Source organism: Leifsonia sp. McL0618 (genome assembly GCF_049994905.1).
Classification (GTDB): domain Bacteria; phylum Actinomycetota; class Actinomycetes; order Actinomycetales; family Microbacteriaceae; genus Diaminobutyricibacter.
The window spans coordinates 4,193,003-4,210,973 of sequence record NZ_CP188258.1 but is presented as its reverse complement, the minus strand read 5'-3'; the positions used below and the strand labels follow the sequence as shown (position 1 = coordinate 4,210,973).

The following is a 17,971-nucleotide window of genomic DNA, read 5'->3' as shown; positions in this document are numbered from 1 at the left end:
CTCGGCCTCCATGTCGCCAATTGTAGGGGGTTGGCCCTGTGAGACTCCGGCGAGGGCGGCCGCATGTGGAGAGCTCACGGCCGCCCGGCGCCCGTTAAACTGGGGCACCATGCAGAGCGTCGCCGAATCCCTCGAACGCCTCGGCGCCCTCGCGACCACGCCGACTGTCGCCAGGCTCGCCGCAGCCTTCGCCGACGCCGGATACCAGCTCGCCCTCGTCGGAGGGCCGGTGAGGGATGCGCTCCTCGGCCGCCCCGTCAACGACCTCGACTTCACGACGGACGCGCGACCCGACGACATCCTGCGCATCATCGCCCCCCTGGCAGACACGCATTGGGACATCGGCCGGGAATTCGGCACCATCGGCGCACGCATCGCGGGAGAGACCGTCGAGATCACGACCTACCGCGCCGACAGCTACGACGGCGAGACCCGCAAGCCGGATGTCGTGTTCGGCGACACGCTCGAAGGCGACCTGGTGCGCCGGGACTTCACGGTGAACGCCCTCGCACTACGGGTGCCGGAGACCGTGCTCGTCGACCCGGCGAGTGGCGTCGACGACCTGATCAGCGGCACGCTTCGCACGCCGAGCACCCCGGCGATCTCGTTCGGTGACGACCCCTTGCGCATGCTGCGGGCGGCGCGGTTCACCTCGCAACTGGGTTTCACGGTCGACGACGAGACGCGGGAGGCGTTGGAGCAGCTCGCGGATCGCATCGAGATCGTCAGTGCCGAACGCATCCGTGACGAGCTGTCCAAGCTGCTCAGCAGCGCGGCGCCACGACGCGGCATCGAACTGCTCGTCGAGACAGGGCTGGCAGACCAGGTGCTGCCCGAGATCCCCGCACTCCGGCTCGAGATCGACGAACACCACCACCACAAAGACGTCTACCAGCACAGCCTGACGGTGCTCGACCAGGCGATCGGCTACGAGCGGGAGCGGCACCCCGACGCCGCACCGGACCTCGTGCTCCGCCTCGCCGCCCTCCTGCACGACATCGGCAAGCCGGCGACGCGACGCCTCGAACCCGGCGGTGCGGTCAGCTTCTACCACCACGACATCGTCGGAGCGAAGCTCGCGAGGAAGCGACTCCGGGCGCTGCGCTTCGACAACGACACGACCGATGCGGTGGACCGCCTGATCGAACTGCACCTGCGGTTCTTCGGATACACCGACGGGGCGTGGACGGATTCGGCGGTGCGACGGTACGTGCGCGACGCCGGCGAGCAGCTCGAGCGCCTCCACATGCTCACGCGGGCAGACGTGACGACCAGGAACCGCCGCAAGGCGGACCGGCTCGCGTTCGCCTACGACGACCTCGAAGAGCGCATCCGTCACCTCCAGGAGAAAGAGGAACTGGATGCGGTGCGGCCCGACCTCGACGGGGAGCAGGTCATGCAGCTCCTCGGCCTGAAGCCGGGGCGCGAGGTCGGCGAGGCGCTGCGCTTCCTGCTCGAGCTTCGGCTCGACGAAGGGCCGCTCGGTGCGGAGGAGGCGGCGCGCCGCCTCACCGCGTGGTGGTCGGCGCGGTAGTCCCGCGGGGATGCACCGAGTGGCGGGGAGGGGGCGCATCCGGTACGCTAGCTAGGTTGTCTGGGCGCAGTGTGCCCGATGACAGATGTAAACCCTCCTGTTACAGACCGTCTGTAACCGCTAAGTCCAAAGGAGGTGGGTTAGTCATGCATCAGTACGAGTTGATGGTCATCCTCGATCCAGAGATCGACGAGCGCACCGTAGCTCCCAGCCTTGACAAGTTCCTCAACGTCGTTCGTAACGACGGTGGAACGGTCGACAGTGTCGACATCTGGGGCCGCCGCCGTCTCGCCTACGAGATCAACAAGAAGTCCGAAGGCATCTACGCCGTCGTGCAGTTGACCGCGACCGGTGAGACCACCAAGGAGCTCGACCGCCAGCTGAAGCTCAGCGAGGCCGTCATGCGCACCAAGGTGCTCCGCGCCGAAGAAGCGATCGCCCAGGTCGCCGCCGCCGCAAAGCTTGCCGACGAGAAGGCCGCCCGCAAGGCTGCCGCTCCCGCCAAGGCCGCCCCGGCTGAGAAGACCGCCTAGTCCGATGGCCGGCGAGACCGTAATCACCGTGGTGGGCAACCTCACCAGCGACCCGGAGCTGCGTTACACGCAGAACGGGCTGGCGGTTGCCAACTTCACCATCGCATCCACTCCGCGCAGCTTCGACCGCGCGACCAACGACTGGAAAGATGGCGAAGCCCTGTTCCTGCGCGCAAGCGTCTGGCGTGAATTCGCCGAGCACGTCGCGGGTTCGCTGACCAAGGGATCCCGGGTCATCGCAACGGGACGTCTCAAGCAGCGTTCGTACGAGACGAAGGAAGGTGAGAAGCGCACGTCCATCGAACTCGAAATCGACGAGATCGGCCCGTCGCTCCGCTACGCCACCGCCTCGATCACGCGCGCACAGTCCTCGCGCGGCGGCTCACCTGCCGGCGCCGTCGACGAACCGTGGGCTGCCGCAGCACCCTCCTCCGACTCCTCCTCAGGAGCAGACGTGTGGAGCGCGCCCGGCAACTTCAACGACGAGACCCCCTTCTAGGTATGCGACCCCGCGCTGCGGAGCCCAGCTCCCCGGCGGCGGAATCCATCGCGAAGCACACTTAAACGAAAGCAAAGGAAATCATGGCTGGAAAGTCGAGCGGCGACCGCCGCAAGCCGATCCGCAAGGGCAAGGACGGCAAGAACGCCGCCCCCGCGAAGTCGATCCGAGTCGGAGTCATCGACTACAAGGACGTCGCAACCCTGCGTAAGTTCATCTCCGAGCGTGGCAAGATCCGCGCTCGCCGCATCACCGGTGTCTCCGTGCAGGAGCAGCGCCTCATCGCCCGCGCCGTCAAGAACGCGCGCGAGATGGCGCTCCTGCCCTACGCCGGCTCGGGCCGTTAGGAGCCGGAAGACATGTCGAAACTCATTCTGACCCACGAGGTCTCCGGCCTCGGATCCGCCGGCGACGTCGTCGACGTCAAAAACGGCTACGCCCGCAACTACCTCATCCCGCAGGGCTTCGCCGTGTCGTGGACCCGCGGTGGCGAAAAGCAGGTCGAGCAGATCAAGGCGGCACGCACCGCACGCGAGCTTGCCACGATCGAAGAAGCCCAGGACCTCAAAGCCAAGCTCGAGGCCACCAAGGTCAAGCTGACAGTCAAAGCCGGCAGCGAAGGCCGCCTCTTCGGCTCGGTCAAGACATCCGACGTCGCAGCAGCGGTCGCAGCAGCCGGAATCGGCACGCTCGACAAGCGCAAGATCGAACTCCCCAACCCCATCAAGGTGGTCGGCGAGCACGAGGCGACGATCCGCCTGCGCGACGACCTCTTCGCGACGATCACCCTGCAGGTGGTCGCCGCCAAGTAGGCGTCTGAAGCAGTACGGTGTAGCGGCGGACGAGAGTCCGCCGCTACACCTGTTTAACCACCCAGCGCAACCTTTTGTCACAACTTTGTACACAGGGTCACCCACAATGGGGGCAAGCTTCGACGGGGTGTTTAAACAAGTTTCTACACACAGGGTGGGGGAAATTAAAACCCTGATCAACGGTCATATAACCAATGAAATTGTTTGACTTTCCACAAAGTTGCACACAGGTTGTGCACATGATGCGCGGCGTTTCGCGCAGATTCTCCACATCGTTATCCACAGGGCGAGTTGTGGCGTGCCGAGCGCGCCTCCTAGTGTGGGGCGACGCCGGATAACGGCGAGGACAGAACGATTCGAGAAGCCAGGCCTGTCGGTGGCTCCTGAGAGTGTCGACGTGTCCGGCGAGCCGCCGGAGACCGCTGTCCGATCAGAGTTCACTGAAGGTATGTAAGACACGCGCGCGCCCACCGGGACGCCGATGAAGACGAATGGAGGCCGGGGTGTCCATTGCCCATCTGGGTCTGGCCGAACAGCGACAGCCCGGCGAGACCAGGCAGACGGAGCGCACTCCCCCACACGACCTCCTGGCCGAACAGAGCGCGCTGGGCGGCATGCTCCTCAGCAAAGATGCAGTGGCCGACGTCGTCGAGGTCGTGCGTGGCACCGACTTCTACATTCCCAAGCACGAGATCATCTACGACGCGATCCTGTCGCTGTACTCGCACGGTGAGCCCACCGATGTCATCGCCGTCACCGACGAACTGACCAAGGCCGGCGAGCTCTCCCGGGCCGGCGGCGCCGACTACCTCCACACGCTGACGGGGCTCGTGCCCACCGCCGCGAACGCCGGCTACTACGCCTCCATCGTCGCGGAACGTGCGCTGCTGCGCCGTCTCGTCGAGGCGGGCACCCGGATCACGCAGATGGGCTACGCAGCAGAAGGCGAAGTTCTCGACCTCGTCAACAACGCACAGGCGGAGATCTACGCCGTCACCGGGTCGACCGACAGCGAAGACTATGTGCCCCTCACTGAAGCGGTGACGGTCGCCATCGACGAGATCGAGGCCGCCAAGCACAAAGACGGCTCGATGACCGGCGTCCCGACGGGCTTCGCAGAACTCGACGAACTCACCAACGGCCTCCACCCGGGCCAGATGATCATCGTCGCCGCCCGCCCCGCACTCGGAAAGTCGACGCTCGCGCTCGACTTCGCCCGCGCCGCAGCGATCAAGCACGACATGCCGACCATCTTCTTCTCGCTCGAAATGGGCCGAAGCGAGATCGCGATGCGCCTGCTGTCGGCCGAAGCATCCGTGCCCCTCCAGAGCATGCGCAAGGGAACCGTCGACAACCGCGACTGGACGACCATCGCATCCACTCGCGGCCGCATCAACGACGCACCGCTCTACATCGACGACAGCCCTAACATGACGCTCGTCGAGATCCGCGCGAAGTGCCGTCGCCTCAAACAGCGGGTCGGCCTCAAGATGGTGATCATCGACTACCTGCAGCTCATGACGAGCGGCAAGCGCGTCGAGAGCCGCCAGCAGGAGGTCAGCGAGTTCTCCCGTGCGCTCAAGCTGCTCGCGAAAGAACTCCAGGTGCCCGTCATCGCCCTGTCACAGCTGAACCGTGGCCCGGAGCAGCGTGCCGACAAGCTCCCCGCACTGAGCGACCTGCGTGAATCGGGCTCGATCGAGCAGGACGCCGACATGGTGATCCTCCTCCACCGCGAAAGCGCCTACGAGAAAGACAATCCGCGTGCCGGCGAGGCCGACCTGATCGTCGCCAAGCACCGCAACGGGCCGACACGCACCGTGACCGTCGCGTTCCAGGGCCACTACTCGCGCTTCACCGACATGGCGCCCATCTGAGAAGAACCATAGGGTGAGACCGAACAGTCCAGGTCACTCCAACGAAGGAGAAACCCCCATGTCACGTCTTCGCCCGAAAGTGGTTCTGTGGTGGGGCATCTGCCTCGTCGCGCTCTACCTCGTCCTGACCTTCACCGTTCCGGGTCTGGCATACGCCGCGAACGGCAACGGTGGCGACGGAGCCAACGCCCTCGACCAGGCGATGCTGGGCACGCTGTTCACCCTGCTGAGCACGGTGAACATGATCGCGCCGTTCCTCGGCGTCGCGCTGATCGGGGCGAGCATCGTGATGTTCTACGTCGAGAAGAACCTCATCCGGCCGACCCTGGATCCGGTGGTGACCGAGAAGGAGAACATCGGCGTCACAGAACCGGATGCGAGCTCCTGAACGCAGGATGCGCCAGGGGGCAAACGCGCAGCATCCGCCGACTAAACTGGGTAGGTTCCACCGCCCAATGAAAGAGGTCGCCGAGTGGCAGCCGCCCCCACCGCCCCGAAGTCTTCCGGGTACTGGGCCGTCCCCATCGCACGGGCGGTCGTAGCGCTCGTCGCAGCCGGCGTCGTCACCTTCAACTCGAACCACTCCGCAACCTTCGGACTCGTCGTGTTCGGCGCGTACGCGGTGGTCGGAGGGCTGTTGGTGGGCATCCTGAGCTGGCGCAGCGTCGCCGACCGCACGGTGCGCCGCCTGTTCGTCGCGCACGGAGTCATCGGCGTCATCGCCGGAGTGCTCGCACTGGCGCTGTCGACGAGTGGTCTGGGCCTGTTCCTCTACCTCGTCAGCGTCTGGGCCGCCCTCACGGGCTTCATCGAGCTCTACTGCGGCCTGCGCAGCCGCTCGAAAGACCCGTCTTCGCGCGACTGGATCATCGTCGGGGCTTTCACGGCCGTGCTCGCGCTCGTGTTCCTGCTCATTCCGTCTGACTCGGTGCTCGCGGTCGGCCTGTTCGGCGCCTACGCCGTGATCGTCGGCGTCTACCTCGCAATCGGGGGATTCTCGCTCAAGTGGGCGGCGCAGCATCCGTCGACGGCTGAGCACCCCATGGAGAGCGGATCATGAGCCGCAAGAAGGATTCCAACGTGCCCGCAAATTCTCCCGCCGCCGCCGGAAAGGCGCATCAGCCGACCCGGAAGGACCGCTTCCGGCCGGTCGAGCTGCTTGTCATCTCGGCGATCCTGGCGATCTTCGTCGGACTGATCGTGCTGATGTCGACGCGTGAACCGCTGCTCGCCGCGGTGTCCTTCGGCATCGCGTTCATCGTGGCGCTCGTGGGACTCGCGATGTTCTCGCTCGCGTTCAAGCCGAACGCCGAAGAGGTCAGCGACCTCGAAGAGCAGAACCGCGGCGACGACTCAAAGCACTGATCGCCGCGGGTCGTCGCGCGTCGGCGCGCGTGACGTGTCGAACGGCGGGTGTGCCCGTTGCGGTCGACGGTGCCCGGCGTGCGCGGCACGCTCGACCGGAGGTGTCACGCTCGGCGGAAGGAGCCCGGCCCGCGCGGCACGCTCGACCGGAGGTGTCACGCTCGGCGGAAGGAGCCCGCCGGGCCCCGCACCGCGGCGCTACTCGCGGTCGAGCCTGTCCACGAGCTGCGAGGCGAGGCCGACGTAGGTGCCTGGGGTGAGGTCGAGCAGGCGCGCTTTCGCGGCGTCGCCGATGTCGAGCCGCTCGACGAACTCCACGAGATCGGCGCGCCCGATGCGCTTGCCCCGCGTGAGCTCCTTGAGGAGCGCATAAGGGTCGGCGATCGACGACCGGCCCGCAGCGACTTCGGCGCGGATGACCGTCTGGATGGCTTCGCCCAGGATCTCCCAGTTCGCGTCGAGGTCGGCGGCGAGCAGTTCGCGGTCGAGGTCGATCTGGCCGAGGCCGCGCTGGATGTTGTCGAGGGCGAGCAGCGAATGACCGAGCGCGACGCCGATGTTGCGCTGCGTCGTCGAGTCGGTGAGGTCGCGCTGCAGGCGGCTGGTGACAAGCGTGGCGGCGAGCGAATCCAGGAGGGCGGAGCTCAGCTCGAGGTTGGCCTCGGCGTTCTCGAAGCGGATGGGGTTGACCTTGTGCGGCATTGTGGACGAGCCGGTCGCGCCCGCTTCGGGAACCTGGCGGAAGTAGCCGAGCGAGATGTACGTCCAGATGTCGGTGGCCAGGTTGTGGAGGATGCGGTTCGCATGCGACACCCGGTTGTAGAGCTCTGCCTGCCAGTCGTGCGACTCGATCTGGGTGGTGAGGGGGTTCCAGTCGAGTCCGAGACCGGTGACGAACTCGTACGAGATCTGCTGCCAGTCGACATCGGGGTCGGCGACGACATGCGCGGCGAATGTGCCGGTCGCGCCGCTGAACTTGCCGAGGAAGCGGGAGTTTTCGATCTGAAGCTCGACCCGTTCGAGCCGGTGCGCGAAGACCGCGAGCTCTTTGCCCATGGTGGTGGGCGTCGCCGGCTGGCCGTGGGTACGCGCGAGCATCGCGTCGTCGCGGTACGCGTGCGCCTGCGCCCGCAGCTCCGCGATCACCGCGCGGTAGCCGGGAAGCCAGGCCTGGTGGATGGCCGCACTCACCGTGAGTGCGTACGCCAGGTTGTTGATGTCTTCGCTCGTCGCCGCGAAATGGGTGAGTTCGGCGATGTGGTCGAGCCCGAGCGCGTGCAGACGCTCGCGCACCAGGTACTCGACCGCCTTCACGTCGTGCTTCGTCGTCGCTTCGAGTTCGGCGAGCCGGTCGATCTCGGCCTGGCCGAACTCGGCCGACAGCGCCCGCAGGGACGCGACCTGCTCCTCCGTGAGCGGAGAGGAGCCGAACATGCCGTGGCTCGTCAGGTAGATCAGCCACTCGACTTCGACCTGCACGCGGGCGCGGTTCAGCCCCGCTTCGGAGAGGTAGTCGCCGAGACCGACCACCGCGGAACGGTAGCGGCCATCGAGCGGGCTGAGGGGCTGGGGAGGCAGGGCGGTCATGGGGCTCCTTGCAAAACGGGACGACAGCATCCATTCTCCCGCAGTTTGTGGGAGCCCTCCCGCGTCAGCGATCGCGCGTGACGGGTCGCACGATGAGACCCATCAGCCACGAGATGATCGCCAGGACGATCGCACCCCAGAAGCCCGCCCAGAACCCGTCGATGTAGAGCCCGAAGCCCAGCAGGCTGCTGATCCAGGCCACGAGCAGAAGCAGCAGGGCATTGACCACGAGCGCGAGCAGGCCCAGGGTGAGCACATAGAGCGGGAACGCGATGATGCGGATGAAGGTGCCCAGGACGCCGTTGACGACACCGAAGATCAGCGCGATCAGGAGGTACGTGAGGATCGTCGGCACCTCGCCCGGCGCGTACGGCTTCACCGTGACACCGCTGACGATGAACGTCGTGAACCACAGCGCGAGAGCGTTGATGATGAGTCGGACCAGGAATCTCATTGCTCCACTATGTCAGTGGGGGCGCCGCGAGGTCGAGGAAGTAATTCCCGCTGTGGAATGTGGACGCCGCTAAGTTGGAGCTGTGAGTAACTCAGAGCGTCCGGGCGTGAGACTGCGCCCGGAAATCGTGGCCGTGCCCGCCTACAAGCAGGGCCGGCCGGCTCCCGCCGACGGCTTCAAGCTGTCGAGCAACGAGAATCCGTACAGCCCGCTCCCCGGTGTGGTGGATGCCGTCACGGCGGTTCTCGCCGACCTCAACCGCTACCCGAATGCGAGCGGCCTGGCCCTCAGGTCCCGTCTTGCCGAGCGTCACGGCGTCGATGTCGGCCGGGTGCATCTCGGCAGCGGATCGGTCTCGCTGCTCGCCCAGCTCATCTCAGCGGCCGCGGGCGCCGGCGACGAGGTCGTCTACTCGTGGCGGTCGTTCGAGGCGTACCCGGGGCTGGTCACCGTCGCCGGGTCCACCAGCGTGCGCGTGCCCAACCGTGCGGACGGCAGCCATGACCTCGACGCGATGGCGGCATCCATCACCGACCGCACCCGCGTCGTCATCGTGTGCACCCCCAACAACCCCACCGGAACGATCGTCACGGCCGACGACTTCGCTGCGTTCATGGAGAAGGTTCCGGATGACCTCCTGGTGCTGCTCGACGAGGCGTACTACGAGTTCGTGACCGACGATGCGAGCGTCGACGGCATCCCCCTGCTCTCCCGCTACCCGAACCTGGTGGTGCTCCGCACGTTCTCGAAGGCGTACGGGCTGGCCGCCCTCCGGATCGGCTACGCCGTCGGCCCCGAGCACGTTCTCGACGCAGCGCGTTCGGCAGCCATCCCACTGTCGGTGACGGATGCCGCCCAGGTCGCCGCCATCGCGTCGATCGACCGCGAGGACGAGCTGATGGAGCGCGTCGCGCGCATCGCGATGGTGCGCGACAACCTGCGTGCCCGACTCATCGACCAGGGCTGGATCGTGCCAGAGGCGCAGGGCAACTTCGTCTGGCTCGCCACGGGCGACGAGACGGAGGCGGCGAACAATGCGTTCTTCGACGCCGGCCTGACGGTGCGCGCGTTCGCCCCTGAGGGCATCCGGATCAGCGTCGGCGAAGCCGAATCTGTGGACAAACTCCTTGAGGTGGCCGGAGATATTGTACGGAACCTACCAAATGGGCACCCGGCCAAGCGGTTAGGTTAGTACGGTGGCTGCCTCGATCGATTCCCCGCGCCCAGCGCCGACCGTTCAACTGCTGACCCCCGAGGGGCGGTTCCAGCCGAGCGACTCCGCGGCGGAATACGTGCCGTACCTCGAACGTCTGACGGAGGCCGACTACCGCCGGTTCTACCGTGACATGGCGGTCGTGCGGCGTTTCGACCACGAGTCGGCGAACCTCCAGCGCCAGGGGCAGCTCGCCCTGTGGGTGCCCAGCATCGGCCAGGAGGCGGCCCAGGTGGGGTCGGCGCACGCCACCCGCAAGCAGGACCACATCTTCCCCTCCTACCGTGAGCACGTCGTCGGCATGATCCGCGGCCTCGACCCGGTGAACATCCTGCGCATGCTGCGCGGCGTCACGCTCGGTGGCTGGAACCCGGAGGAGAACGGCAACTTCCACCTGTACTCGCTGGTGCTCGGCACGCAGAGCCTCCACTCCACCGGGTATGCGATGGGCATCCAGTTCGACGGCAAGTCCGGAACAGGCGACCCCGAAAGCGACGAGGCGGTCATCGTCTACTTCGGCGACGGCGCATCGTCGCAGGGCGACGTCAGCGAGGCCCTGGTCTTCGCGGCCAGCTACCGCACTCCGCAGGTGTTCTTCCTGCAGAACAACCAGTGGGCGATCTCGGTGCCGGTCGAACGCCAGTCCCGCACGCCGCTCTACCTGCGCGGCAGCGGCTTCGGCATCCCCGGTACCCGCGTCGACGGCAACGATGTGCTCGCCAGTTTCGCAGTCACAGCGAAGTGGATGGATGACGCCCGCGCCGGTTACGGACCCGCGCTCATCGAGGCGCTCACCTATCGTGTCGGCGCCCACACGACCGCCGACGACCCGACCAAATACCGCACGGACGAAGAACTGCAGTCGTGGATCGCCCGCGACCCCATCGCCCGCTACCGCACCTACCTGTCCGATCTGGGCGTCGGGGACACCTTCTTCGCCTCGGTCGACGAGGAAGCGGCCGACATCGCGGCGGATGCGCGCCGACGGCTGATGGAGGTCACTCCTCCCCCGATGGACGTGATCTTCGACCACGTCTACTCCGAGCCGCATCCGCTGGTCGCCGAGCAGAAGGAATGGGCACGGCGCTACGAGGCGTCCTTCGATGAGGAGCGCGCATGAGCGACCTGAACCAGAGCTACCCGGTGATCGTGGACGCGGACGAGACCGGCGAGGCGCACGAAGTGCATGAAGCGGAATTCGTGGAAGCGCAGGACATCCACGACGCCGCGATGGACGCGGAGGCGACCGAGGTCATCGAGGATGCCGAGGTCGTCGAGGTCCCGGACGCCGACGAGACGGATGCCGACGAGACGGCTACTGACGAGACGGATGCCGACGAGACGGCTACTGACGACGCGGCCAACGATAGCGAGCCTGAGGCTGCTGAGCCCGTATCCGCCGAGCCCGCAGCATCCGCTGTGTCCCCGGCTCCGGCTCCCGCACCCTTCAGCCCGGTCGTAACGCTCCCACTCGGCAAGGCGATCAACAAGGGCCTGCACGACGCCCTCGCGAACGACCCCAAAGTCCTGCTCATGGGCGAAGACATCGGCCCTCTCGGCGGTGTGTACCGGGTCACCGAAGGCCTCCACGCCGAGTTCGGGCCGCAGCGCGTGCTCGACACCCCGCTTGCCGAGTCGGGCATCCTCGGCACCGCCATCGGCCTGGCCATGCGCGGTTACCGCCCCGTCTGCGAGATCCAGTTCGACGGCTTCGTCTTTCCGGCGTTCGACCAGATCACGACCCAGCTGTCACGGATGCGCAACCGTCATGAGGGCGCGGTCACGATGCCCATCGTCATCCGCATCCCCTACGGCGGCCACATCGGCTCGATCGAGCACCACTCGGAGAGCCCGGAAGCTTACTTCTCGCACACGCCAGGCCTGCGCGTCGTGAGCCCGAGCAACTCGCACGACGCCTACTGGATGATCCAGGAGGCGATCGAGTCGAACGACCCCGTGATCTTCCTCGAGCCGAAGAGCCGCTACTTCATCAAAGGCGAGGTCGACCTCACGGACAGGGTCGCTCCGCTGCATGCCAGCCGGGTCGCGCGCGTCGGCACCGATGTGACGGTCGTCGGGCACGGCGCCATCCTGTCGACGCTGCTGCACGCGGCCGAACAGGCCGCCGAAGAGGGGATCAGCCTCGAGGTCATCGACCTGCGCACGCTGTCCCCGATCGACTACGGCCCGGTGCTCGAATCCGTACGCAAGACCGGCCGCCTGGTCGTTGTACAGGAGGCCGCAGGCAACGCGAGCGTCGGTTCCGAGATCGCCGCGACCGTCGCCGAAAAGGCCTTCTACGTGCTCGAAGCACCCGTGATCCGCGTCTCCGGCTGGGACACGCCGTACCCGCCGTCGAAGGTCGAGTCGATGTACCTCCCCGACGCCGACCGGGTGCTCGAGGCTGTCGACCGAAGCCTCGCATTCTGACCCGCACACGGGCATCCCGGGCGAACCGACCGAAAGAAGCTGCAGCATGAGCGAATCGAAGTTCCTCCTCCCCGACGTCGGCGAAGGCCTGACGGAGGCGGAGATCGTCGAATGGAAGGTGGCGCCCGGCGACACCGTGTCGGTCAACCAGGTGCTCGTCGAGATCGAGACGGCGAAGTCGCTCGTGGAACTGCCGTCGCCGTTCGCCGGTACGGTCGGCGAACTGCTGGTTTCCGAAGGCCAGACGGTCGACGTCGGAACGGCGATCATCACCGTGTCGTCGACGTCGGTGGATGCTCCCGCCGCGCTTGGCGCCCCCGCTCACGGATCCACCCCTGAGGTCGATGAGGCCACGGCGGACACCGCTGCGAGCGTCTCGCACGAGGTGGACGAGAAGCCCGCGCCGCTCGTCGGCTACGGGACCACCGGCCACGTGACGAGCAGGCGGCGCCGGGTGACGCATCCGGGAACAGCGGCCATCCCGGTTGTAGCAGACGCAGCGCAGCCGCCGTCGCACGCGGCCCATGCCGCCCCTGCGACCCAGCACATCCCCGCGCGTGAGGATGCCGCCGCCGCACCGGCCTCGTCGGTTCCCGTGATCGCCAAGCCGCCCATCCGCAAGCTGGCCAAAGACCTGGGCGTCGACCTGGCGACGGTGACGGCGACGGGGCCGATCGGCGACATCACCCGCGACGACGTGCTGCGCGATGCGACGCAGGCAAGCGTGTTCCGCAACATCCAGACACCGGAGTGGCCGGATTCGCGTGAGGAGCGCATCCCGGTGAAGGGGGTACGCAAGGCGATCGCGCAGGCCATGGTGTCGAGCGCGTTCACGGCTCCCCACGTCAGCCTGTTCGTCGACGTGGATGCGACCCGCACCATGGAATTCGTCAAGCGACTCAAGAACTCGCCAGACTTCGCCGGGGTGAAGGTGTCGCCGCTTCTCATCATGGCCAAGGCGATGATCTGGGCGGTGCGACGCAACCCGACCGTGAACTCGACCTGGACCGATGAGGAGATCATCGTCCACCACTACGTGAACCTGGGGATCGCCGCCGCGACACCGCGCGGACTGATCGTGCCGAACGTCAAGGAAGCACAGGCGATGTCGCTCCTCGAACTGGCCGGCGCGCTCGAACAGCTGACCCTCACGGCACGCGACGGCCGCACCCAGCCCGCCGACATGGCAGGCGGAACGATCACGATCACCAACGTCGGCGTGTTCGGCATGGACACGGGAACGCCTATTCTCAACCCGGGCGAGGTCGGCATCGTCGCGCTCGGAACGATCAAGCAGAAGCCGTGGGTCGTCGACGGGGAGGTACGTCCGCGTATGGTCACGACGCTCGGTGCCTCGTTCGACCACCGCATCGTCGACGGCGATGTGGCCAGCCGCTTCCTCGCCGACGTCGCCGCGATCATCGAGGAGCCTGCGCTCCTGCTCGACTGAGCTGCGCGCTCGCGGCGGTTCAGGCGTGCCGGGGGCGGGGGCGATACACGCGTTCGTTCGCATCGACTAACGACAATGGTTTTGACAATCATTATCAACAAGGATTAGGTTCTAAGGGTGCCCCAGGTTCCCATGACGACTCGATCCTTCGTCTCCGCGCTTGCGCTGCCGGCGCTCGCGCTGTCGACGCTGCTGCTGGCGGGATGCGCAGCCGGCTCCCCCGCATCCGGGACTGTCGCATCCGGAACGGTCTCCGTCGTCACGAGCACCAACGTCTACGGCGACATCGCCGAGACGATCGGCGGCAACGCGGTCGCGGTGACGGCGCTGATCAGCAACCCGGCGCAGGACCCCCACTACTTCGAGGCGAGCGCACAGGATCAGCTGGCCATCACCAAAGCCGACATCGTCGTCGAGAACGGCGGCGGCTACGACGACTTCGTCGGCACGATGATGTCGTCTGCGAAAAAGTCGATGGCAACGGTCATCAACGTCGTCGATCTCTCGGGTAAGAAGCCCGACGCCAACGGCGACCTGAACGAACACGTCTGGTATGACTTCCCGACCATCACGGCGTTCGCCGACCGGCTCGCGGCAGAACTCGGCAAGGCCGAGCCGTCGAAAGCAGCGACGTTCACCGCGAACGCCACCGCGTTCATCGCGAAAGTGACCGCGCTCGAGGCCCGTGAGGCGGCGCTCAAGGCGAAGTACGCGGGCACGGGCGTGGCCATCACCGAGCCGGTCCCGCTGTACATGCTCCAGGCGATCGGCCTCGTCGACAAGACGCCTGCGGCGTTCAGTCACGCGGTCGAACAGGGAACGGATGTCTCCCCCGCGGTTCTCAAGAGCACAGTCGACCTGTTCCACCAGCACGCGGTGAAACTCCTCGCCTACAACGAGCAGACCAGCGGTCCGGAGACCCAGACGGTCATCGCTGCGGCCAGGAACGCCCACGTGGCCGTCGTGCCGGTGACGGAGACCCTTCCGCAGGGTGAGGACTACATCGGCTGGATGAGCTCCAACCTCGACCACATCAGCGCGGCCCTGGGCGAGTGAGGCGGAGAACATGACGGATTCGGAACCCCTCGACCTCGTGCCTGCACCCGGGAAGCGGCCCGTGGTGCTCCGCCTGCGTGACGCCGACCTCGGCTTCGGCGACCGCACCCTGTGGCGCGGGCTCTCGCTCGACGTCCACGCCGGTGAATTCGTCGCGGTGCTCGGGCCGAACGGCTCCGGCAAGACGAGCCTGCTCAAGACGATCCTCGGGCAGCAGAGGCTCGACGCCGGAACGATCGAGTTCGACGGGCACGAGGTTCGCACGGGAGACCGGCGCATCGGCTACATCCCGCAGCAGAAGCTGATCGCCGCAGGCACCCCTATGCGCGCCCGCGACCTCGTCGCCCTCGGCGTCAACGGGCATCGCTGGGGACTCCCCTTCCCCACGAAAGACGACCGCGCGCAGACCGAACGGCTGATCGACGCGGTCGGGGCACGCCGGTACGCCGACGTGCCCGTCGGCAACCTGTCCGGCGGCGAGCAGCAGAGGCTTCGCGTCGGCCAGGCGCTCGCCGGCGACCCGGCCCTGCTCCTGTGCGACGAGCCGCTGCTGTCGCTCGACCTGCAGCACCAGCGCGGGGTGAGCGAACTGATCGACCGCAGGCGGCGCGAACACGGCAGCGCGGTCGTGTTCGTCACCCACGACGTGAACCCGGTGCTCGGGATGGTCGACCGCGTGCTCTACCTGGCCGGAGGCCGCTTCCGCGAGGGCACCCCCGACGAGGTGCTCCGCAGTGACGTGCTGACCGATCTCTACGGAACACCGGTGGACGTGATCAGAAGCCGGGGACGCATCGTCGTGGTCGGCATCCCCGACGCGGAAACGCACGGCCACCACGAACATGGCCGCGGAGGCCATCCCGAACCGTCCGAGCATCCGGAGCCCGTCGCATGACCAACACGCCTGACCTCTGGTCCCAGCTGTTCGACTTCGCCAACTACGGCGAGCTGCTCGCGCTGGTGCACAACTCCATCCTCGCGGGCGCCGTTCTCGGGGTCGTCGGCGGCCTCATCGGCGTGTTCGTGATGCAACGCGACATGGCGTTCGCGGTACACGGAATCAGTGAGCTGTCGTTCGCCGGAGCATCCGCCGCCCTGCTTTTCGGGGTGAACGTGGTCATCGGCTCGCTCGCCGGCTCGCTCATCGCAGCCGTGCTCATCGGGATCCTCGGGGCGAGGGCGCGGGACCGCAACTCGATCATCGCGGTGCTGATGCCCTTCGGGCTGGGCCTCGGCATCCTGTTCCTCGCACTGTATCCGGGCAGGAGCGCCAATAAGTTCGGGCTCCTGACCGGACAGATCGTGTCGGTGGACGACCCGCAGCTCGGCTGGCTGATCGCGATCAGCGCACTCGTGCTCGTCGGGTTGCTGGTGATGTGGCGGCCGCTCACCTTCGACAGCCTGGATGCGGATGTGGCAGCGTCGCGCGGTGTGCCGGTGCGGTTCATCTCGCTCGCCTTCATGGTGCTGCTCGGGCTCGCCGTCGCGGTGTCGATCCAGATCGTCGGCGCGCTGCTGGTGCTCTCCCTGCTGGTGACGCCTGCCGCCGCTGCGATGCGGATCTCGTCTTCGCCCCTCGCGGTGCCCGTGCTGAGCGTGGTCTTCGCGCTGACCTCGGTCGTGGGAGGCATCATGCTGGCGCTCGGCGGTTCGCTGCCGATCAGCCCGTACGTGACGACGATCTCGTTCCTCATCTACGTCGTGTGCCGCATCGCCGGCGGCCGGCGTGCCGCCCGCCGCTCCGGCCGCATCCGCGCGGAGCGTGTCGCGGCGCCGACAGAGGCCGGGCGTGCGGCCCATGACCTCCAGAAAGAGCTAGCGTGAGACCGTGAAGCGCAACACCTGGCAACGCGAGGCCGTCCGCGACGCGCTGACCTCGACAGAGGGCTTCATCAGCGCGCAAGGCCTGCACATGAACCTGCACGAGGCGGGATCGCCGATCGGCCTCGCGACGGTGTACCGCGCGCTCGCCGACCTCGCCTCGGAGGGTGACGCGGATTCGCTGCAGTCACCCGACGGGGAGAGCCTGTACCGGGCGTGCACGACCGGGCATCACCATCACCTGATCTGCCGCAACTGCGGCCTCACAGTGGAGATCGAGGCGGATGCGGTGGAGCAGTGGGCGAAATCGGCCGCGGCCTCGCACGGCTTCACCCAGGCGCAGCACGTCGTCGATGTGTTCGGGCTGTGCGCCAACTGCTCCTCCACAATCACGGCTTGATTGACTCTTTCCACAGATTTCGAGGAATCTGGTTGCGGGTGTTGCCGGATGCATAACGTGGGAGCAACCAAACCGGCACAATGGAGGCATGATCTTGACTGAAGCGCAGACCTGGACAGCGCTCGGAATCCTCGGGGCGGCATTCTTCTCCATGACCGCGGTCGTGTTGAGGCTCTCCGGCAACCTCCTTGTCACGCAGATCGGCCGGGTGACCGACCGGCTCGACACGATGGATGCGCGGTTCGAGTCGATCGAAAGGCGGTTCGACAGGATCGACACGAAACTGGTTCGACTCGACGATCTTGATCGCGACGTCCAGGCCATCACGAAGCGCATGTTCGGGCCGGAACACCCGTAGGCCAGCGACTCGGTTTGCAGGTGCACGGGGGTTCAACGTAGTATTGATGTTTGGCTGAGTGGGCCTCTCCCACTCGGATCGTGCGCCAATCCACTTTCTTTCACCAGCGGGTGTTTTGTGCGTGCCGACAAGGGATCTTGGGCGGAGCACTCCTGCTCCGCGGTATTGGAGGAAAACCATGGCAGCAACCTGCCAGGTGACTGGAGCGGTTCCCGGCTTCGGTCACAACATTTCGCACTCGCACCGGCGCACCAAGCGCCGTTTCGACCCGAACGTTCAGAAGAAGACGTACTACGTTCCGTCGCTTCGCCGTAACGTCACGCTCACCGTCAGTGCCAAGGGCATCAAGGTCATCGACGTCCGCGGCATCGAGTCCGTCGTCAAGGACATCCTTGCGCGTGGGGAGAAGATCTAATGGCAAAGCAGCAGGACATCCGTCCGATCATCAAGCTTCGTTCGACGGCTGGCACGGGGTACACCTACGTGACCAAGAAGAACCGCCGCAACGACCCCGACCGTCTCGTACTCAAGAAGTACGATCCCATCGTGCGTAAGCACGTCGAGTTCCGAGAGGAGCGCTAG

Annotated in this window: 22 protein-coding genes; 20 read left to right on the top strand and 2 right to left on the bottom strand. The window is 66.5% G+C overall.

Going from position 1 to position 17,971, the window contains the following annotated elements:
- Positions 1 to 109 precede the first annotated feature (109 nt).
- The 9 genes from ACPPVQ_RS20260 (at position 110) to ACPPVQ_RS20220 (ending at position 6,620) form a co-directional block, all read left to right on the top strand.
- Entirely contained in the window at positions 110 to 1,534 is a 1,425-nt protein-coding gene (locus tag ACPPVQ_RS20260) for a CCA tRNA nucleotidyltransferase (protein ID WP_426517307.1), read from the top strand.
- Between the two features lie 146 nt (positions 1,535 to 1,680).
- Complete coding sequence (gene rpsF, locus ACPPVQ_RS20255) at positions 1,681 to 2,067, top strand: 30S ribosomal protein S6 (RefSeq protein ID WP_345762674.1); 387 nt, start codon at positions 1,681 to 1,683, stop codon at positions 2,065 to 2,067.
- 4 nt (positions 2,068 to 2,071) lie between these two features.
- Positions 2,072 to 2,566 (top strand): single-stranded DNA-binding protein, encoded by a 495-nt coding sequence (locus tag ACPPVQ_RS20250; RefSeq protein WP_163288458.1) that lies wholly within the window; start codon positions 2,072 to 2,074, stop codon positions 2,564 to 2,566.
- An 83-nt stretch (positions 2,567 to 2,649) separates the two neighbouring features.
- Positions 2,650 to 2,913, top strand: coding sequence for a 30S ribosomal protein S18 (rpsR, locus tag ACPPVQ_RS20245; protein WP_055897232.1), 264 nt, complete (start codon positions 2,650 to 2,652; stop codon positions 2,911 to 2,913).
- A 12-nt stretch (positions 2,914 to 2,925) separates the two neighbouring features.
- Complete coding sequence (gene rplI / locus ACPPVQ_RS20240) at positions 2,926 to 3,378, top strand: 50S ribosomal protein L9 (RefSeq protein ID WP_426517303.1); 453 nt, start codon at positions 2,926 to 2,928, stop codon at positions 3,376 to 3,378.
- Between the two features lie 503 nt (positions 3,379 to 3,881).
- Positions 3,882 to 5,255, top strand: coding sequence for a replicative DNA helicase (gene dnaB, locus ACPPVQ_RS20235; RefSeq protein ID WP_426517301.1), 1,374 nt, complete (start codon positions 3,882 to 3,884; stop codon positions 5,253 to 5,255).
- A gap of 58 nt (positions 5,256 to 5,313) precedes the next feature.
- The gene (locus ACPPVQ_RS20230) at positions 5,314 to 5,643 is read left to right on the top strand and encodes a hypothetical protein (RefSeq protein WP_426517299.1); all 330 of its coding nucleotides are present in this window, start codon (positions 5,314 to 5,316) and stop codon (positions 5,641 to 5,643) included.
- Positions 5,644 to 5,727: 84 nt separating this feature from the next.
- On the top strand, positions 5,728 to 6,315 hold the full coding sequence (locus tag ACPPVQ_RS20225) for an HdeD family acid-resistance protein (protein ID WP_426517297.1): 588 nt from the start codon (positions 5,728 to 5,730) through the stop codon (positions 6,313 to 6,315).
- Positions 6,316 to 6,335: 20 nt separating this feature from the next.
- Positions 6,336 to 6,620 (top strand): hypothetical protein, encoded by a 285-nt coding sequence (locus ACPPVQ_RS20220; protein WP_426517295.1) that lies wholly within the window; start codon positions 6,336 to 6,338, stop codon positions 6,618 to 6,620.
- 198 nt (positions 6,621 to 6,818) lie between these two features.
- On the opposite strand, the gene purB is transcribed toward ACPPVQ_RS20220, so the two are convergent.
- Both purB and ACPPVQ_RS20210 read right to left on the bottom strand, forming a co-directional pair.
- Positions 6,819 to 8,207, bottom strand: a complete 1,389-nt coding sequence (gene purB / locus ACPPVQ_RS20215; protein WP_426517293.1) for an adenylosuccinate lyase — start codon at positions 8,205 to 8,207, stop codon at positions 6,819 to 6,821.
- A 64-nt stretch (positions 8,208 to 8,271) separates the two neighbouring features.
- Positions 8,272 to 8,661 (bottom strand): phage holin family protein, encoded by a 390-nt coding sequence (locus tag ACPPVQ_RS20210; RefSeq protein ID WP_426517291.1) that lies wholly within the window; start codon positions 8,659 to 8,661, stop codon positions 8,272 to 8,274.
- An 82-nt stretch (positions 8,662 to 8,743) separates the two neighbouring features.
- Between ACPPVQ_RS20210 and ACPPVQ_RS20205 the strand changes: the two genes are divergently transcribed.
- The 11 genes from ACPPVQ_RS20205 to rpmG all read left to right on the top strand — a co-directional run bounded on the left by ACPPVQ_RS20205 (position 8,744) and on the right by rpmG (position 17,971).
- The gene (locus tag ACPPVQ_RS20205) at positions 8,744 to 9,853 is read left to right on the top strand and encodes a histidinol-phosphate transaminase (protein WP_426517289.1); all 1,110 of its coding nucleotides are present in this window, start codon (positions 8,744 to 8,746) and stop codon (positions 9,851 to 9,853) included.
- A 4-nt stretch (positions 9,854 to 9,857) separates the two neighbouring features.
- A complete protein-coding gene (locus ACPPVQ_RS20200; protein ID WP_426517287.1) occupies positions 9,858 to 10,994 on the top strand; it encodes a thiamine pyrophosphate-dependent dehydrogenase E1 component subunit alpha in 1,137 nt (378 codons plus the stop codon).
- A gap of 299 nt (positions 10,995 to 11,293) precedes the next feature.
- Positions 11,294 to 12,304 carry an alpha-ketoacid dehydrogenase subunit beta gene (locus ACPPVQ_RS20195; RefSeq protein ID WP_426521341.1) on the top strand — a complete coding sequence of 337 codons (1,011 nt, stop codon included), beginning with the start codon at positions 11,294 to 11,296 and terminating at the stop codon, positions 12,302 to 12,304.
- A gap of 46 nt (positions 12,305 to 12,350) precedes the next feature.
- Entirely contained in the window at positions 12,351 to 13,754 is a 1,404-nt protein-coding gene (locus ACPPVQ_RS20190) for a dihydrolipoamide acetyltransferase family protein (RefSeq protein ID WP_426517285.1), read from the top strand.
- A gap of 132 nt (positions 13,755 to 13,886) precedes the next feature.
- Positions 13,887 to 14,810 carry a metal ABC transporter solute-binding protein, Zn/Mn family gene (locus ACPPVQ_RS20185; RefSeq protein ID WP_426517283.1) on the top strand — a complete coding sequence of 308 codons (924 nt, stop codon included), beginning with the start codon at positions 13,887 to 13,889 and terminating at the stop codon, positions 14,808 to 14,810.
- Positions 14,811 to 14,820: 10 nt separating this feature from the next.
- Positions 14,821 to 15,705 (top strand): metal ABC transporter ATP-binding protein, encoded by an 885-nt coding sequence (locus ACPPVQ_RS20180; RefSeq protein WP_426517281.1) that lies wholly within the window; start codon positions 14,821 to 14,823, stop codon positions 15,703 to 15,705.
- On the top strand, positions 15,702 to 16,634 hold the full coding sequence (locus tag ACPPVQ_RS20175; protein WP_426517279.1) for a metal ABC transporter permease: 933 nt from the start codon (positions 15,702 to 15,704) through the stop codon (positions 16,632 to 16,634). Before ACPPVQ_RS20180 ends, ACPPVQ_RS20175 begins: the two co-directional genes overlap by 4 nt.
- Before the next feature lie 4 nt (positions 16,635 to 16,638).
- Complete coding sequence (locus ACPPVQ_RS20170; protein ID WP_426517277.1) at positions 16,639 to 17,031, top strand: Fur family transcriptional regulator; 393 nt, start codon at positions 16,639 to 16,641, stop codon at positions 17,029 to 17,031.
- A gap of 88 nt (positions 17,032 to 17,119) precedes the next feature.
- Entirely contained in the window at positions 17,120 to 17,389 is a 270-nt protein-coding gene (locus ACPPVQ_RS20165) for a hypothetical protein (RefSeq protein ID WP_426517275.1), read from the top strand.
- Between the two features lie 178 nt (positions 17,390 to 17,567).
- Complete coding sequence (gene rpmB, locus ACPPVQ_RS20160) at positions 17,568 to 17,804, top strand: 50S ribosomal protein L28 (protein WP_163288416.1); 237 nt, start codon at positions 17,568 to 17,570, stop codon at positions 17,802 to 17,804.
- A complete protein-coding gene (gene rpmG / locus ACPPVQ_RS20155) occupies positions 17,804 to 17,971 on the top strand; it encodes a 50S ribosomal protein L33 (protein WP_146321261.1) in 168 nt (55 codons plus the stop codon). The genes rpmB and rpmG overlap by 1 nt, the downstream gene beginning before the upstream one ends.

Coding starts and splice junctions, on each gene's coding strand:
- ACPPVQ_RS20180 (WP_426517281.1), top strand. CDS start 14,821: ATGACGGATTCGGAACCCCTCGACCTCGTGCCTGCACCCGGGAAGCGG.
- ACPPVQ_RS20230 (WP_426517299.1), top strand. CDS start 5,314: ATGTCACGTCTTCGCCCGAAAGTGGTTCTGTGGTGGGGCATCTGCCTC.
- ACPPVQ_RS20210 (WP_426517291.1), bottom strand. CDS start 8,661: ATGAGATTCCTGGTCCGACTCATCATCAACGCTCTCGCGCTGTGGTTC.
- rpmG (WP_146321261.1), top strand. CDS start 17,804: ATGGCAAAGCAGCAGGACATCCGTCCGATCATCAAGCTTCGTTCGACG.
- ACPPVQ_RS20190 (WP_426517285.1), top strand. CDS start 12,351: ATGAGCGAATCGAAGTTCCTCCTCCCCGACGTCGGCGAAGGCCTGACG.
- ACPPVQ_RS20175 (WP_426517279.1), top strand. CDS start 15,702: ATGACCAACACGCCTGACCTCTGGTCCCAGCTGTTCGACTTCGCCAAC.
- rpmB (WP_163288416.1), top strand. CDS start 17,568: ATGGCAGCAACCTGCCAGGTGACTGGAGCGGTTCCCGGCTTCGGTCAC.
- rpsR (WP_055897232.1), top strand. CDS start 2,650: ATGGCTGGAAAGTCGAGCGGCGACCGCCGCAAGCCGATCCGCAAGGGC.
- ACPPVQ_RS20165 (WP_426517275.1), top strand. CDS start 17,120: ATGATCTTGACTGAAGCGCAGACCTGGACAGCGCTCGGAATCCTCGGG.
- ACPPVQ_RS20250 (WP_163288458.1), top strand. CDS start 2,072: ATGGCCGGCGAGACCGTAATCACCGTGGTGGGCAACCTCACCAGCGAC.
- ACPPVQ_RS20260 (WP_426517307.1), top strand. CDS start 110: ATGCAGAGCGTCGCCGAATCCCTCGAACGCCTCGGCGCCCTCGCGACC.
- ACPPVQ_RS20185 (WP_426517283.1), top strand. CDS start 13,887: ATGACGACTCGATCCTTCGTCTCCGCGCTTGCGCTGCCGGCGCTCGCG.
- rplI (WP_426517303.1), top strand. CDS start 2,926: ATGTCGAAACTCATTCTGACCCACGAGGTCTCCGGCCTCGGATCCGCC.
- purB (WP_426517293.1), bottom strand. CDS start 8,207: ATGACCGCCCTGCCTCCCCAGCCCCTCAGCCCGCTCGATGGCCGCTAC.
- rpsF (WP_345762674.1), top strand. CDS start 1,681: ATGCATCAGTACGAGTTGATGGTCATCCTCGATCCAGAGATCGACGAG.